This window comes from Enterococcus sp. DIV2371, assembly GCF_050498525.1.
Classification (GTDB): domain Bacteria; phylum Bacillota; class Bacilli; order Lactobacillales; family Enterococcaceae; genus Enterococcus_B; species Enterococcus_B mangumiae.
In genome coordinates, this window is the sequence record NZ_JBIPAJ010000001.1 from 1,330,369 (window position 1) to 1,348,503 (window position 18,135).

The 18,135-nt window shown below is 39.7% G+C and carries 11 protein-coding genes; all 11 read left to right on the plus strand.

The features are described from left to right. Positions 1-158: 158 nt before the first annotated feature. The 11 genes from IGL24_RS06260 (at position 159) to IGL24_RS06310 (ending at position 17,995) form a co-directional block, all read left to right on the plus strand. Positions 159-434: a UPF0223 family protein gene (locus IGL24_RS06260; protein ID WP_206857908.1), complete on the plus strand. Its 276-nt coding sequence runs from the start codon at positions 159-161 to the stop codon at positions 432-434. Between the two features lie 4 nt (positions 435-438). After that, positions 439-1,206, plus strand: coding sequence for an inositol monophosphatase family protein (locus tag IGL24_RS06265; protein WP_207114818.1), 768 nt, complete (start codon positions 439-441; stop codon positions 1,204-1,206). A gap of 322 nt (positions 1,207-1,528) precedes the next feature. Further along, on the plus strand, positions 1,529-3,358 hold the full coding sequence (typA, locus tag IGL24_RS06270; protein ID WP_207114819.1) for a translational GTPase TypA: 1,830 nt from the start codon (positions 1,529-1,531) through the stop codon (positions 3,356-3,358). A gap of 386 nt (positions 3,359-3,744) precedes the next feature. Further along, positions 3,745-8,856, plus strand: a complete 5,112-nt coding sequence (locus tag IGL24_RS06275) for a putative mucin/carbohydrate-binding domain-containing protein (RefSeq protein ID WP_429968415.1) — start codon at positions 3,745-3,747, stop codon at positions 8,854-8,856. A gap of 451 nt (positions 8,857-9,307) precedes the next feature. Beyond that, a complete protein-coding gene (recQ, locus tag IGL24_RS06280; protein WP_207699376.1) occupies positions 9,308-11,095 on the plus strand; it encodes a DNA helicase RecQ in 1,788 nt (595 codons plus the stop codon). Between the two features lie 88 nt (positions 11,096-11,183). Then, on the plus strand, positions 11,184-11,486 hold the full coding sequence (locus IGL24_RS06285; RefSeq protein ID WP_206857886.1) for a YlaN family protein: 303 nt from the start codon (positions 11,184-11,186) through the stop codon (positions 11,484-11,486). A gap of 2 nt (positions 11,487-11,488) precedes the next feature. After that, the gene (locus IGL24_RS06290; RefSeq protein ID WP_207699375.1) at positions 11,489-12,655 is read left to right on the plus strand and encodes an FtsW/RodA/SpoVE family cell cycle protein; all 1,167 of its coding nucleotides are present in this window, start codon (positions 11,489-11,491) and stop codon (positions 12,653-12,655) included. Between the two features lie 20 nt (positions 12,656-12,675). Beyond that, on the plus strand, positions 12,676-16,104 hold the full coding sequence (locus IGL24_RS06295; RefSeq protein WP_207699374.1) for a pyruvate carboxylase: 3,429 nt from the start codon (positions 12,676-12,678) through the stop codon (positions 16,102-16,104). Positions 16,105-16,121: 17 nt separating this feature from the next. After that, positions 16,122-17,252: a CAP-associated domain-containing protein gene (locus IGL24_RS06300; RefSeq protein WP_207699373.1), complete on the plus strand. Its 1,131-nt coding sequence runs from the start codon at positions 16,122-16,124 to the stop codon at positions 17,250-17,252. Further along, the gene (locus IGL24_RS06305) at positions 17,239-17,670 is read left to right on the plus strand and encodes a YlbF family regulator (protein WP_207699401.1); all 432 of its coding nucleotides are present in this window, start codon (positions 17,239-17,241) and stop codon (positions 17,668-17,670) included. Before IGL24_RS06300 ends, IGL24_RS06305 begins: the two co-directional genes overlap by 14 nt. Beyond that, on the plus strand, positions 17,654-17,995 hold the full coding sequence (locus IGL24_RS06310; protein ID WP_207699372.1) for a YlbG family protein: 342 nt from the start codon (positions 17,654-17,656) through the stop codon (positions 17,993-17,995). Before IGL24_RS06305 ends, IGL24_RS06310 begins: the two co-directional genes overlap by 17 nt. Positions 17,996-18,135 lie beyond the last annotated feature (140 nt).

Here is an 18,135-nt window from a genome sequence, read left to right on the forward strand (position 1 = left end):
CAAAACAGCTTTCTCTTAGATGAGGAAGCTGTTTTTTTATTGCCCTTTTATTTATTATAAAAATATTATGTAAACTATATTAGAAAGAGAAACCATTTGGAAGAAGACTTCTTCCTATGATAAACTGAAGAAGATGAAATGAATAGGAGAAATCGTAAATGAATGAATATCAATATCCTTTAGATCTAGATTGGACGACCGAAGAAATGGTTATCGTGATGAACATGTGGGAAAGCCTCGAAAAAGCAAATGAACAGGGGATCAATAACCAAGAGTTTCTAAAAACGTATCAAGAATTCAAAACGGTGATCAAATCGATCGGAGAAGAAAAACGTTTAGGGCGTGAATTTGAGAAAGCATCAGGTTATTCACTTTACCGTACAGTCCAAGCAGCAAAGAAAAATACGAACAAAATGTTAAAAATGAATGGGTGAGACGATGGGAAAAATGATTGAAGAGATAATCAGCTGGTTGATCGCAGCGAAAGAAAAGATCATCCTAGCGCAAAATGAGCAACTAATGATCGATGAAAAAACCAATCGTAAAGATTTAGTTACAAACATGGATCGCGAAATCCAAGCTTTTCTGATCGAGAAGATCCATTCAGCCTACCCTCAGGCAAAGGTATTGGCAGAAGAAGAAGGATATAGTGACTTACCTGATTTAAGCGGACAAGTCTTTATCATTGATCCCATCGATGGTACGTTGAATTTTGTTGTGCAAGGCGAAAACTTCTGTATCATGCTCGCTTACTATGAAGATGGTATTGGTCAATTAGGTTTTATCTATGATGTTATGCGGGATGAGTTGTATTGGGGCGGTAAGGAAATTGGTGTTTACAAAAATGATATAAAATTACCTCAACCAAAAGATCTTCCCCTTGAAAAAGGGTTAGTAGCGATCAATAGTTATCTTTTTGGTCATGATCGTTTCAATATCCACGCAATCGGTGAACAAAGCATCGGCGTTCGGATGTGTGGCTGTGCAGGGTTGGAATTGATTGCGATGCTAAAAGGAAACCATATTGGCTATATTTCTAATTTAAGCCCTTGGGACTACGCAGCAGGCAATGTGTTACTCGATGTATTTGGTATGAAATACAGCGGCTTTTCTGGTGATCCGTTAACGTTTCATGGAAGAGAATATTACTTAGCCGCAACACCGACAGCTTATGAAACGATTCTTGAGATGCTTGAATTTGAATAGTTTAGAGATATAGCCTTGTTTACTTTAATGTCAATAAGCTGAGAACCATTGGATTTTTTACTTTAGGATGGTTTTTAGCTTATTTTTGTTGATTACTTATAATTTAATCGAGTAAACAATCGATATTTTTTAAGTGAAACGCTGTTTATTTTTCATAAATTCGGATTTTTCGAGCTGTTTTGATTATAAAAATGGGTAAATTATTAATTTTCTCGAAAAAATGAAAACATTTCACTATATTTCATGAAAAAAGTTTGGTATAATAAACAGTCGAGTAAAATTGCCCTGTGATAAAGAATCGATAAAAAAGGAGTTACTTAAATTGAATAAAAGAAATGACATCCGTAACGTAGCGATCATCGCCCACGTTGACCACGGAAAAACTACATTGGTTGATGAACTATTAAAACAATCTGACACATTAGATGCCCATACTCAATTACAAGAACGTGCGATGGACTCAAACGCACTTGAACAAGAACGTGGAATCACGATCTTAGCCAAAAATACAGCGGTTGATTATAAAGGAATTCGTGTAAACATCATGGACACACCTGGACACGCGGACTTCGGTGGTGAAGTAGAGCGTATCATGAAAATGGTTGATGGTGTTGTATTGGTCGTTGATGCCTATGAAGGTACGATGCCACAAACACGTTTCGTATTGAAAAAAGCCTTAGAACAACATATCACACCAATCGTTGTTGTGAACAAGATCGACAAACCATCTGCACGTCCAGAGTTTGTCGTAGATGAAGTATTAGAATTATTTATCGAATTAGGCGCAGACGATGATCAATTGGATTTCCCAGTGATCTACGCATCTGCTTTAAACGGAACATCAAGCTTGTCTGATGATCCAGCTGATCAAGAACCAACAATGGCACCGATTTTTGATACGATCATCGATGCGATCCCAGCACCGATCGACAACAGCGAAGAACCTTTACAGTTCCAAGTATCATTACTTGACTACAATGATTACGTTGGACGTATCGGTATCGGCCGTGTTTTCAGAGGGAAAATCAAAGTGGGTGATCAAGTAGCCTTGATCAAACTTGATGGCACCGTGAAAAAATTCCGTGTCACAAAACTATTTGGTTTCTTTGGCTTACAACGTCTAGAGATCCAAGAAGCAAAAGCCGGTGACTTGATTGCCGTATCAGGGATGGAAGATATCTTCGTTGGGGAAACAGTCACACCAGTTGACCAACAAGATGCGTTACCAGTCTTGCATATCGATGAACCAACATTACAAATGACTTTCTTAGTGAATAACTCACCATTTGCTGGTCGTGAAGGTAAATATGTAACATCACGTAAAATCGAAGAACGTTTGATGGCTGAATTGCAAACAGACGTATCTTTACGCGTAGAACCAACAAACTCACCAGATGCTTGGACAGTTTCAGGTCGTGGGGAACTTCATTTATCGATCTTGATCGAAAACATGCGTCGTGAAGGCTATGAATTACAAGTGTCACGTCCAGAAGTTATCGAAAGAGAAATCGATGGCGTGAAATGTGAACCGTTTGAACGTGTTCAAATCGATACACCAGAAGAATATATGGGAAGTGTCATCGAATCATTGAGCCAACGTAAAGGTGAAATGCAAGACATGGTCCATACAGGAAATGGTCAAATCCGTTTGACATTCTTGACACCTGCACGTGGATTGATCGGTTACTCAACAGAGTTTCTTTCAATGACTCGCGGTTACGGAATCATGAACCACACATTTGACCAATATCTTCCAATGCTTCCTGGCCAAATCGGCGGACGTCACCAAGGTGCATTAGTGTCTATCGATACAGGAAAAGCTACAACGTATTCAATCATGAGTATTGAAGAACGTGGTACGGTATTCGTTGAACCAGGTACAGAAGTCTATGAAGGCATGATCATCGGCGAAAACAGCCGTGACAATGACTTGACTGTCAACATCACAAAAGCAAAACAAATGACTAACGTCCGTTCTGCAAACAAAGACCAAACGTCAGTGATCAAGAAACCAAAACAATTGACACTTGAAGAATCATTAGAATTCTTGAATGACGATGAATACTGTGAAGTAACACCAGAAAACATCCGCCTAAGAAAACAAATCTTAGAAAAAAATGCGCGTGAAAAAGCATCTAAAAAGAAAAAATAATCGTGATGATCGAACCTCAGAAAACAATCTCTGAGGTTCGTTTTTTTTTGTATCTTTAAAACTAAATGAAGATTAGACCTTTTTCTTGATAAATAGAGATAAATAACGCTGTTCTTTCAATTTTTTCCAGTTGAAATAGAAAAAATGGCGTTATCAAAAAAAGTTTTTCGTTTTAAACTTAACAAAGTAAAGTTTACCTATATTTATAGATATGGAGGGAAGGTGAGACCAAACGAAAAAAAGACAAAACCACGCTTCTGATTGAAAGATAAAATAGTAAGTGTAAACATTTGAGAAGGAGGAGCGATGTCTTTAGATGAGAGAAATAGATACCAGATAACTAGCAACGCTCCTCCTGATGGGTAAGATCGAAGGAGGAACGTAAGGTGAGTATACGGAGAAAGATAATACATAGTGTTTTAGTTGGGGGTATGTTGTTAGGGAACTTGAATGGAGTGATTGTTCAAGGTGTCTCTGTAACAAATACGAATCAAACGGAAGAAACAAAACAAATAAAAGAAGTAGAAACACAAAAAAAGAAGAAAACACAAACACAAGAAAGCGAAACTCAATCAACAAAAGATTCCAAACAAAATACAAAAACGAAAAAAACAGAACAATCTTCTGAAAGTAAAACTGCTAAAAAAGTAGTTGCAGTTGCTAATAATCCAAAAGATAATATTCCTAGTGGCATCAACCCTATAACTGATTTAGCTTATATTCAAATGGCAAATGAAAGAGGAAAAACGATACAAGAGGATTTAAAAAATAGTTCAATTGATTTCTCAAAATCAAAAGTCGAAATTGGGGAGGAAGTTGTGCTTGAGGGATTTAGTTATAGTGTAGTATATGTTCAAGCCATTATGATGGATGCACTGAATACACAAGGTTCAGGTGAATATTGGGCCTCGGTTGAATCTGAGAGCGGTAACTGGGAAATGAAATTAAGTGCTAAGCGAACTGATACTATCCAAGGAGAACTTACTGCCACATTTAAACGATTAAAATATAGTAGCTCAGATAGGGAAGAAATTTTTCGTTTTCCAAGAATCTATTATTCCGTATTAATGACTTTAGTGGGAACATTTGAATATACGTTCGAAAAACAAATGCCTACGGCTGAGAGTATTATTGGTAAGTTGGAAGCGAGTGTTAAGGATGGCTCGCACACATTAATGCAAGAAGCAAAAGTTCCTTCACCGGAAATGTTTGTAAAGGTCGAGAATAGTCGCGGAAATATCAATTACGAATGGTCGACAGCCCCAGATACAAGTAAAGTGGGTGATCAAACGGCGAAAGCAATTGTATCGGACGAAACCGGAAGAAAGGCAGAGATTCAAGTGCCAATCACAGTAACTCCGCTACCAGTTGAAATCAAGGCAAAACCAGGACCATTTGACATTTATCAGTATGATTTGATGCCTGACGCAGAAGATTATTTTGAAATCACAAATAAGTATGGAACATATAATGTGGAATGGATCAATAACGCTAATACGAATTTGGCTGGTACACAGTCTTGGCAAGCAAAAGTAACGACTTCCGATGGTCGTGAAGCAACTGCTTCAGTTCCAATGGAAGTTAAACCGCATGAAGGCTTGAAAGTTAATCTAAAACCAATCGAGGATCGAAGCCTCGGTTATAGCTACCCGACATTTGAATCCAATTTTAGAGATTATATTGATTCAGTCACCATGCATGGTGACACAGTTGAATTAAGAGATCTTGAATTTATTCCAGAAGAAAGTGTAGAAGCGGATTATCGTATAGGAGGTACTCAACTTCTCAAATTAACAGTTCAAACAAAGCATCCAAATAGCGGTGTGATGATTAAAGGAACTGGCGAGGTAACACTAAATGTGCTTTGGGATCATTCGATTTTAATGAAATCGATCAACGGTGAATCAGCAGGTTCCTTTTCTTTAAGGACGGACAATTCTGGAAAAGAAACGGCAAAAATTGTATTTGGTATGGGGATACCAACTTCCACAAATACAGCAGTTGGCCCGCAGACTTCTCCATTTTCGTTGTATTATTCGTTTGAAGTTTTACGCGGTGAAACAGTGGTTTATAGTCAAGAAGTGACAAATCGGGCAACATGGCAACAAATCATGGATAAATTTGGAGATTCCACTGGAACCATCGATGTACGTTATGATGATGTCATCAAAATCTATCACCCGGAACGGACACCGAGTAGTTCAGTCTTGATAATCGATGAAAAAGAACAGGATTATACCTATGATACTCCGTACGCTTATTATAAAATCACACCTTATGGATTTGATCCATTCCCAGTGCTCGAAGCAGAAGCATCACAAAAAAGCTTTGTTTTAGGAGAAAATACGAAAACGATTGATCCTGCTTCTTTACTAAAAAATGTGAAAATCAATGGTCGGGTGATCGATAGTAGTTTGTACGAAGTAGAATCATTGATCGATTTTGATACAAGCTCTATTGGAACGAGAAAGATGAAGTTGAAGGTGACAATGAATGATGGCCTTTCAGCCGAAGAATTTGAAGTCGATTATCAAGTGAAATGGGGCAGTACATTCGTCTTAAAAGGTCTGAATGATGCAACAGTCGGTGCATTTAGTCTGCTAAAAGAAAATGATCAGTGGGCTTTGCATGCCAGTCAAGGTGTGAGTGGCACGGACTTGAGTCAACCGGTCAACAATCACTTCGGTCGAGATACATACTATGGTATTGAAGTTATCGAAAATATTACGACAAAATTCCAATATAAAGTTTTAGGCAACCAGTCGATTGAAGAAGCAATCAATGGTTTCAACCAAGGTCAACCATTACCAGTCAAAGAAGGAGATGTCATCAAGGTTTATCACGCAGAACCAACTGGTAATAATTTATTGATGAAAGACGAGTTAGCAAAAGATTATACGATGGGTTCAAATGATGCCTACTATGAAGTAACTGCGCATGGCTTAGAACCGATCATCGCGATTTCAACGGATACTAAATCACAAGAATTTACTTTAGGTGATGATGCAACAGGAATCGATGGGGCACAGCTGATCAATCAAGTGACGATCAATGGCACCGAGCTTACGCCTGATTTATACACGGTGAAGCAATTGGGGAACTTCGATACAACGACAGTCGGACAAAAGGAACTGGAAATCCAATTTGACACGAAAGACGGGGTAATATCGAAAGTTATCACGGTTCCGTATGAAGTGAAATGGGGTCGGACGATTGTGATGAAATCTAGTTCTGGTGGTTCCGCAGGTGTCTTCTCACTGCAAACGAACAATACGACCAGACAGCTAAGGATCCATCACGGTTTTGACTCACCATTAGATGAGCGATTAAGCACTGATTCAGCTCTTTACTATTCGATTGAAGTTTTACGAGGAGAAAGAGTCCAATATAGCCAAGAAGTCCCAGGACGTGTAACTTTACAAGAAGTCATCGATAATTTTGGGAATGGCACGCAAGCGGTCAATGTTCAGATCGATGATATCATCAAGATCTATCATCCGCAAAAATCTGCTGGAAGTTCTGTATTGATGGTGGATGAACTAGAAGAAGATTTTACATACGGGTCAGACTATGCCTATTACAGAGTAACGACGTATGGCTTTGAAGCACTACCGGTCATGGAAGTGCATGGCGCAAATAAAGCGTTTTACTTAGCCGAAGATGTGACTGATGCGTTAGATGCTGATTTACTTGATCGAGTGACGATCAACGGTAAGACGGTTGATCCAGAAGAATATACGATCGAGCGACGTTCAGAAATCGATACAACGACTGTCGGAGAGAAAACTGTAAGCATGCGCGTGCGAATGAACGATGGCTTATCCAGTGTTCAACTGGATGTTCCTTATCAGGTCAAATGGGGTAGTACATTTGTCCTAAAAGGGGAAGAAAAAGATGGCACAAGAGGGATCGTTGGTTCCTTTACTCTTCTAAATCAAAATGATGAGTTGACTATTTATGCAACTAAAGGACAAGAAGAGACTGAATTGAATGCACCAGTGAATACCGCTTTTGGCCGTAATACTTATTATCGCATCGATATTTTGGCAGATCCAAAAAATAAAACGAATCCACTTTTTCCAGACAATATCAAATATACGTACGAAGTTGCTGGAAATCAAACGGTTCGTCAAGCAATCCAAGGGTTCAATAATGGGCAACCTTTAGCTGTAGAAGAAGGCGATATTTTCCGAGTGTATCATGCAGAAACAGAAAACCAAAACTTATTGATGTGGGATGATATCGTCAAAAATTATACAGCCGGTTTGAACTATGCGTATTACGAAGTCAAGAATGGCGAATTTGAACCGATCACAATGATTCATGCAGATGTGTCAAGCCAAGAACTCGTTTTAGGTGAGGATGCAAGTGAAGTAGACGTTACTGCTTTGGTTGAGAATGTTGCCTTCAATGGGCAAAGCTTGAATACTGAACTGTATAAAGTGGAGCAAATCGAATCATTTGATACGCGCACGACAGGAGAAAAAACTGTCAGTGTCAAAGTATCAACTGCGGATGGTGTTTCTTCAACGGACATCGAAGTGCCTTACGAAGTGAAATGGGGCAGTACGATCCATTTGAAAAATCGCAAAGGAGAAACGGTAGGCTCGTTCGGTTTGGTTAAGAAAGATAAAAAAATAGAGATCCAATCAGTTCAAGGAACAGATCGGACAGTGCTGAAAAATCGTGTGACTGAATACGATGATACTGAAGTTTATTATGGAATCGAGCTTCTCAATGAACGCAAGCAAAGCAAATATCAATACGAGGTACGTGGTACGCAAACGATCGAACAAGCAATCGCACGTTTTAATACAGGAAGCCCATTAGCGGTGACTGTCGGTGATATTGTGAAAGTGTACCACGTAGACACGAGCAACAATCTATTGATGGCAGAAGAAACCGAACGTAATTATACGTATGGCAGTAATTTCGCGTACTATAAAGTCACAGATTATGGCTTTGAACCTACAGGTGAATTGACAGTTGAATCTGCTCAAGTTTCGATTGCACAAGGAGCTGAAAGAGTTGACCTGAAATCGCTCGTAAAAGAGGTCAAAGTCAATGGACGCGCAGTTCCTAAGAACTTCTACACGGTTTCTTTAGATCCAACATCAGAAATCGATACAGAGACGATGGGCAGTCGCTTTGTTTCTATAGATGTCAAGGTGGATCGCAGCTATGGCAGTTTATCTACTCGAACAGAGTCCACATATGAAATCGTCGAACCTAGTCAAGAAGCAACGCCACAAGAAGATGATCCGAATGCAGAGGAAGGTGCTGACGGACAAGGTACCGGCGATTCTACAAATGATTCTGGTACTTTAGGTGATGCATCCGGTGAGGGCTTAGGTGAAGCCGCAGGAGCAGCAGGGGATGAGAGTAAATTGCCACAAACAAACCAAACGATCAATCGCTTCCTACCATATATTGGTATCTGTCTTTTAGCCATGGTTGGACTTGTATTGTGGAAGAGAAAAACAGCTAACAAGAATTAGTTTCATAGAGATTCAGCAACAATAAAAATGACAAGCAAACAGTCGAAAGAGCGAAAGTAACCGATACTTTAGCATTCTTTCGACTGTTTTTTTAATTTGAGTCATGAAGACTAAATTCTAAAACGAAATAAATGAATCTTAAAAGGAAAAAAGCAAAATCAACAACACACTGTTGAATCGTTAGCTGTGGAGAACTAAAAGAAACAAAAAATGAAAGCAAGAATACCAAGAAGAATTTTTAAAAGAACTTTTAAAAGACTCGAAAAGTGTGGTTTTTAGTTTCACAATAAGCATTTTGTTTCACAGAGTAAAACTTGCTCTTATAAGCAGAGAGAAGTAAAATAGATAGTGCATGTTTGACAAGAGATTCGCAGAAATGCGTAATTAATAGATGGATCGAACGATAAATGGTTGAATGGATAAAAATAAATAGAAAAAGAGGAGGGCGCATATGGAGCAGTTATTAAAAAAATATTTCGGCTATGAGCTTTTCCGCCCAGGTCAAAAAGAGATCATTGAGAAAATCATGAATCAAGAAGATGTCTTAGGCATCATGCCCACAGGAAGTGGAAAATCGATTTGCTATCAGCTGCCCGCGCTAGCCTTAGAGGGGCTGACGATCGTCGTTTCTCCTTTGATTTCGTTGATGAAAGATCAAGTGGATGCAGCGAATCAACTAGGGATCGCGGCGACATTTATCAATAGCTCCTTAGATGGTTATGAAGTGGCACAACGGTTTCGTTTATTAGATACGGATCAGTATCAGTTGCTGTATGTTGCGCCGGAACGATTTATCATGCCTGATTTTATCCAAGCGATGAATCGGTGGTCGGTTCGTTTGATCGCAATCGATGAGGCACATTGTATTTCACAATGGGGACATGATTTTAGACCGAGTTATTTGCAAATGGCGAATACCTTGGAAAATCTTTCTCAGCGACCGACAATCGTTGCTTTAACGGCGACAGCGACTGTTCCCGTAGCAAATGATATCAAAAGACTTTTAAAAATCCCTGAAAAGAATCATATCCAAACTGGCTTTGCGCGAGAAAATCTGCGGTTGCAAGTGATCAAAGATCAGAAAAAAGAACAATATTTGGTCGAATATTTAAAAGTCAATCAAAATCAGTCAGGGATCATCTATGCAGCCACCCGAAAAGAAGTGGATCGGTTGTACCAATTACTGACAAAATTTGGCTTTTCCGTTGGACGTTATCATGGTGGGATCTCAGAAAGAGAACGGACGGAAATGCAAGAAGCCTTTCTCTATGATCGTATTCAGCTACTCGTTGCAACGAATGCTTTTGGTATGGGGATCAATAAAAGTAACATTCGTTTTGTGATCCATTATCAAATACCTGGCTCATTGGAAGCTTATTACCAAGAAGCTGGACGTGCGGGCAGAGATGGTTTGCCTAGTGAAGCCATTTTGCTATTTGCGCCACAAGACGTGCAGGTCCAAAAGTTTTTTGTTCAACAATCCCAACGAGAAGAAGAGCAAAAACATAAAGAATACGACAAGATCAAAGCCATGACAGAATATGTGCACATCGAGTCTTGCCTTCAAGAATATATCCTCGATTATTTTGGGGAAGTAAGTGAACCTTGTCAGCGTTGTGGAAATTGTTTAGATGATCGTGAACTGATCGATGTCACGACAGAAGCGCAGATGGTTTTATCTTGTTTGAAACGAATGGGTGAGAACTACGGCAAACAACTATTGATGAAAGTCCTTGCAGGATCAAAAGATCAGAAGATCAAGCAGTTTCAGTTTGATCGATTGTCTACGTATGGGCTATTAAAAAAACAATCACAAAAAAATATTTTACAGCTGATCGAATATTTGATCTCAAGTGGTTATTTACTAGCAGCTAGTGGAGAGTATCCTGTGTTGAAAGTCAGTGAATTAGGAGTACAAGTCCTTATGGGGAAAGTAACAGTCCATAAAAAAGAACCTAAAAAAGTACAACAGCTGTCTGATGATGAAACAGACGGATTATTTGAAGTATTGCGCCAGTTGAGGACCGACTTGGCTAGTGAAGCTGGAGTGCCACCTTATGTCGTTTTTTCAGATGCGACGCTAAAAGACATGAGTCGTAATCGTCCAAGTGATCGTTTAGCTCTTTTGCAAATCAAAGGGGTAGGTCAGAGTAAGCTGGATAAGTATGGCAAGGTGTTTTTACAAACGATCCAAGATTTCCAAGAAAGCGCTACGCAAAGTGATGGTAAAAAAACATAAAAAAAAGCCTAGATAAATCTAGGTTTACGCTCAGATAGGAACGAAAATATGCTATAATGAATGAACTTAGAAATGGAGGGAAAGACAAATGGATTCTCTTTCAAAAGAGACGGCACTCAATGTGTTGATCGATGAGGCGGATCGTATCAAGCGTTTGATCCAAAATCAAACAAACAGTCTTTGTATCTCGCAATGTAAAGCATTTGAAGAGGTGGTCGATACGCAAATGTATGGATTTTCTCAGCAAGTGAATTTTGCGATACGAGTAGGTATCATTGACAAACAAGAGGGGCAATTGATGCTCAGCGAGTTAGAACGTCAATTGAATCATTTATACAATGAAGTCTATCGAGAAAATTATGACAAAAAAGAAAGTGGCAAGGGGGAATAGGCTTGCCTAACAAGGTAAAAAAAAGGCATCTGTTGGATTATAGTATTTTGATCCCATATTTGATTTTATGTATCATCGGATTGATCATGGTTTATAGCTCTACGTCCTACTTACTATTAGCCAATGGCAATAATCCAGCATCATCCGTCATCAATCAAAGTATTTTTTGGGTGCTAAGTTTGATCGTCATCGCACTATTATACAAAATGAAGATCGGTGTATTGAAAAATCAGCGATTGATCATGGCGGCTATCGCAGTCTTGACGATTTTATTATTGATCGTCTTGTTTTTTGGGGAAGAACGAAATGGTGCCAAAGGTTGGCTTGAGATTGCCGGTTTTTCTCTCCAACCCGCAGAGTATTTGAAAATCATTGCTATTTGGTATCTCTCCTTCACATTGTCGCAACGACAAATGAGTGTGCAAAAAAACTTTATCGGGACCGTCAAACGTCCCTTGCTCTTAGTCCTTGCCCTGACAGCATTAGTTGCAAGTTTACCCGATTTCGGGAATGCAACGGTTATTTTTTTGATCATCATCGTGTTACTATTAGCTAGTGGTGTCAACTATCTGTATACCTTGATCGTTGGTGTCGGAGGAGTCATTTTTAGTGTCGTAGCGATTTGGTTGATCAATGTGACCCAAGGGCGATTTTTCCCAGGGCGATTACAATATATTTATCATCGCTTTGAGATTTTCCAAAATCCTTTTTCTGACGAGTTGAATAGTGGACACCAAATGGTCAACGGCTATTATGCGATGTTCAATGGTGGACTATTCGGTCGCGGATTAGGAAATAGTATCCAGAAAAAAGGGTTTCTACAAGAGGCCCAAACCGACTTTATTTATGCCATTGTAGTAGAAGAACTAGGAGTGATCATGGGGATTTTGATTTTAGCCTTATTGATGTTCATGATTGCTCGTATCATTTTGGTGGGTATCCGCTCAAAAGATCCGTTCAATTCTTTACTATGTATCGGGATCGGTTCGATGTTTTTGATCCAAGTATTTGTCAACCTTGGCGGGATCACAGGGATCATCCCATTAACAGGGATCACATTCCCATTTTTAAGTCAAGGTGGTTCGAGTTTACTGATGCTTTCGATCTGTGTAGGCTTTGTCCTGAATATCAGCGCAGATGAGAAACGTAAGAGTTTAGGTATTTACTAAAATGACGTAGGAGTGATTCGATGAGAAAAGTTTTGGTAGCTAACAGAGGAGAGATTGCTGTACGGGTATTTCGTGCCTGTACAGAATTAGGGATCCAAACTGTAGGTGTCTATGCAGAAGAAGATGAATATTCCGTGCATCGCTTTAAAGCGGATGAGGCATATCTAGTTGGTAAAGGAAAAAGACCGATAGATGCGTATCTTGATATTGAAGGGATTCTTGAGATCGCGAAAGCAAGTGGTGCAGACGCGATCCATCCAGGTTACGGACTATTATCTGAAAACTTACACTTTGCGACACGATGCAAAGAAGAAGGAATCACTTTTGTTGGGCCAGAACTTCATCATCTTGATATTTTTGGCGACAAGATCAAAGCAAAAACAGCGGCGATCGAAGCGGGTATCGCATCGATCCCTGGAACAGATGGACCAGTAGCATCCGTTGAAGAAGTGTTGTCTTTTGCTGATCGTTACGGTTATCCAGTGATGATCAAAGCAGCATTAGGTGGCGGTGGTCGTGGGATGCGTGTGGCCTATGACGAAAAAGGCGCACGTGAAGGATACGAACGTGCAAAAAGTGAAGCTAAAGCTGCTTTTGGGAGCGATGAGGTCTATGTTGAAAAATATATCTCTGATCCGAAACATATCGAGGTCCAGATCTTAGGAGATACTCATGGGAATATCATCCATTTATTTGAACGTGATTGCTCCGTTCAACGACGTCACCAAAAAGTCGTCGAAGTAGCCCCTTGCGTCTCAATGGATGAAAGCCAACGTCAACGCATTTGTGATGCGGCTGTCCAATTGATGAAGCATGTCGGTTACGTCAATGCAGGAACCGTTGAATTTTTAGTTGAAAAAGACGAATTTTATTTTATCGAAGTCAATCCACGTGTCCAAGTGGAACATACGATCACTGAGATGATCACTGATGTCGATATCGTGACGACTCAATTATTGATTGCACAAGGAAAAGACTTACACCAAGAAATCGGCTTGCCACAGCAAAGTGAGATCAAAATCAAAGGCTCAGCGATCCAATGTCGGATCACGACTGAAGATCCTTTGAGTAATTTCCTACCAGATACAGGTAAGATCGATACCTATCGTTCTCCAGGTGGGATGGGCGTGCGTTTAGATGTAGGAAATGCTTATGCAGGTTATATCGTTACGCCTTACTTTGATTCTCTTCTAGTAAAAGTTTGTACACATGCAGCCGATTTTGCGACAGCGATCCAAAAAATGGAACGCTGCTTAAGAGAATTTCGTATCCGTGGAGTAAAAACAAATATCCCGTTCATGTTGAATGTGATCTTGCATCCAGAATTCCAATCCGGGCAAGCAAAAACGACATTTATTGACAGTACGAATGAATTATTTGTTTTCCCGCGCTTACGTGATCGCGGAAATAAAACAATGAAGTATATCGGAGAAATCACTGTGAATGGTTTTCCTGGAATCGAACGTGGTGAGAAGCCTTACTACGATGCGCCACGGATGCCTAAAGAATTGATTACTCGTCCAGATTACGTCACAGCTAAAAACGTCTTAGACCAAGACGGTGCCTCTGCTTTAGTGGATTGGGTCAAGCAACAAGAAAATGTGTTATTGACGGATACAACGTTCAGAGATGCGCATCAAAGTTTGTTGGCAACACGTGTACGTACAAAAGACTTCAAAGAAATCGCCCGTTTGACTGGCGAAGGACTTCCTGAGCTGTTTTCAAGTGAAATGTGGGGTGGCGCAACCTTTGATGTTGCCTATCGTTTCTTGAATGAAGACCCATGGAAACGTCTGCGCAAGATTCGCTCGTTGATGCCGAATACGTTATTGCAAATGCTCTTTAGAGGTTCGAATGCTGTCGGTTATTCGAACTATCCAGATAATGTGATCGCTGAATTTATCAAAGAGGCAGCTACGCAAGGAATCGATGTTTTCCGAATTTTTGATAGCTTGAACTGGGTACCGCAAATGGAAAAGAGTATCCAAGCGGTTCGTGACACAGGTAAAATCGCAGAAGCGACGATCTGCTACACAGGAGATATCAATGATCCAAGTCGTGCAAAATACAACGTACAATACTATAAGGACATGGCTAAAGAGTTGGAGCAATTAGGTGCTCATATGATCGCGATCAAAGATATGGCAGGATTGTTGAAACCACAAGCTGCTTATCGATTGATCAGTGAATTGAAGGCGACGACAGATCTACCGATTCATTTACACACACATGATACGAGTGGCAATGGGATCATTACTTACTCTGCTGCAACTAAAGCTGGCGTCGATATCGTCGATGTAGCGATGAGTGCGATGAGTGGTAACACTAGTCAGCCAAGTATGAGCAGTCTGTATTACGCTTTAGTCAATGGCCCACGTGTACCGGAGATCAATGTTCAAAATGCGCAACAACTGAATCACTATTGGGAAGATGTCCGTATGTATTACAAACCATTTGAAAATGGCTTGAATGCGCCTGAAACGGAAGTCTATATGCACGAGATGCCAGGGGGCCAATACTCAAACTTACAACAACAAGCCAAAGCAGTCGGCTTAGGCCATCGTTGGGATGATATCAAAAAAATGTATCATACAGTGAACTTGATGTTTGGTGATATTGTCAAAGTTACCCCATCTTCCAAAGTCGTAGGCGATATGGCATTGTTCATGGTCCAAAATGAGTTGAGTGAAGAAGATATTTACGAAAAAGGTGAAACATTGAGTTTCCCAGAATCAGTCGTTACGTTCTTCCAAGGAGAACTAGGGCAACCTGTTGGCGGCTTCCCAGAAAAACTCCAAAAAATCATCTTGAAGGGACGTCCGGCAATCACTGAACGCCCTGGATTATTTGCTGAAACTGTGGACTTCGAACAGGTCAAAGCAGAATTGGCTGCTAAGATCGGCTATGAACCGAAACAAGAAGAAGTACTAAGTTACTTGATGTATCCACAAGTATTCTTGGATTACCAAACAGCATATAATCAATTTGGAGATGTCACATTGCTTGATACACCTACTTTCTTCCAAGGAATCCGCTTAGGTGAAACGGTCAATGTCCAAATCGAGAAAGGCAAGATCTTGATCATTCGTTTGGATGAGATCGGTGAACCAGACATTGAAGGAAACCGCGTGTTATTCTTTAATTTGAACGGTCAACGAAGAGAAATCACTATCAAAGATACGTCGATCGTCAGTGCGGTAAAAACAAGACGTAAAGCAGAACCAACAAATCGAGAACAAATCGGTGCAACGATGTCTGGTTCAGTTTTAGATGTCTTAGTGAAAAAAGGCGATACGGTCAAAAAAGGTGATACGTTGATGATCACTGAGGCAATGAAAATGGAAACAGCGATCGAATCACCATTCGATGGGGAGGTCGCACATCTGTATGTTACTGCTGGAGAGCCAATTTCTTCCGGCGATCTATTGATCGAAGTCACAGAAAAATAAGAAAGGGGAGGGAATATTTGAAGCGATTAGGTTTATTCATAGCGACATTACTATTGGTCACAACAGCTTTATATTTGGAGCCAGTGGTGTTCCCTCCTAAGCTTGAAACATCTACACAAGACCAACAACTGATGGGAAATCAAAATCAGGTAACGTCTTGGAAATACCAGGAGCTAAGTGCGACTGGTTTTTCTACATATATTGGTCAGCCAGTCACCAAATTAGAATCAGCGATTGGCTCACCTAAAGACCGCTTGACGAGCGGATTCGGTTTTGAGATCAGATATTATCAAGATCCCATCAATCAAATCGTACTCGAAGCAAATATACAAAATGACCAAGTTGAGGCTATTAAAGTTTTAAATGCGAACGCGACGAGTTTAGCACCTTTTTCCGTTGGCATGACTATGCAGGACCTAACAGAAATTACAACGATTTTTCCGAACTTCACATTCGAATATGAAGACACGGAAGTCGGGATCGAATTAACAGAAGAAGACATGAATTATCGTCCCTTGATTGCTTTTGATAACGGCACATTTGCGATGCTTTTCTTTGATCAGGATACAGGCGGATTATTCTCAACGGTATATTTAAATAAGAAAAGCTTGTTGAAACTAATGCCCTATCAGGTCTTTGGTGAAGGCTTGCCACAATACCAAGTAGATGAGTCAGCTGACTGGGAAAGTATCAATCAGTCAAGAGAGCGTGTCGTCACCAGGTTATTGACACGATTGCGCCATGAAGCTGAACTGCCTGATTATTACCATTCTCCTGAGTTTATGATCCAAACGGATGTATTGTTAACCGATTTTCTCAATAAACCAGAAGAATGGCTGGCAGATAATCGTTTGGCTGAATGGGAAATGGCATCACAGACTGCCCAAACAACTGTTAGATTTACGCTTTCAAATGATGAAATCAATCGTTTGGTAGAAAAGCGGCAATTAGACCAGACAACAGGGATATTCATGCATCCAATCATTGATCCGACTTTTTCATTTTTATTGTTGTATACTGATCCTTATTATCATGATCGATTTTTGGATAAGGAGCCAACGCAGTTAGGCGTTGCGTTTTCAAAAGAAAACATGTTAGTCTTAATGCAGGAAAAAGAGGAGACTAGTGAAAGTAGTGATAATCAATGATGAGTTGTTTCAACTGGAGGATCAGTGCAATCAGCTTGTTCAAACGATTTTGACAAGTCATTTGATGGAAGAATATCTAAAGAATAAAAAAGAGATGGATCGTTCTATAAAAGTCGCTCAATTAAAAAATGAGTTTATTTCAAGCAGACAAGCATTTGAGAAGATTGAGCCTTATGGGAAGTATGTACCAGAGTTTCGTGAAAAACAGCGAGCCGTACGACAAGCCAAACGGCAATTGGATCTCAATGAAGAAGTAGCTGCTTTTCGAATAAGTGAAAATGAATTACAGAAAATACTTGATTCCATAGGAAAACAACTTGCACATACGATTTCTACTGAAATCAAAATCAGTGCAGGTAGTCCATTTTTTGAAAAAAGTGAAGGGTGCGGAGGAAACTGCCATGGACATAGAAAATAAAGAATTTGAACGAACACAACGACGAGGGTTGGTCGTGTGGGTATACAGTCTGAAACAACTGAAAAATCTTCGTAAATTTGGTTTGGTCCATTATGTCTCTCGTAAAATGAAGTACGTGATCATGTATCTGAACGAGGACAACTATGAACAAACGGAAGAAAGAATCAAAAAACTACATTTTGTGCGTAATGTCGAACGTTCTTACCGCCCAGACATCGAGATGAATTTTGCTGAAAAAATCGGCAAAAAAGTGGATGTCAAAGATGAAGGTTTTGAGATTGAAGAATTAAATACCAAGATTCGCTTGGCGGATCATGTTTTTTAAATGAAAGAAACTCATATCTTAGTAGCTTATACCAACGAAAATGAAGAAAATGTGAACAAATGATTTTGATTTTTTATAAAAAGTTAAGTTAAGAAAAAATAGACTTGAGATTTAGCGATTTTAATCGGAATCAAGTCTAT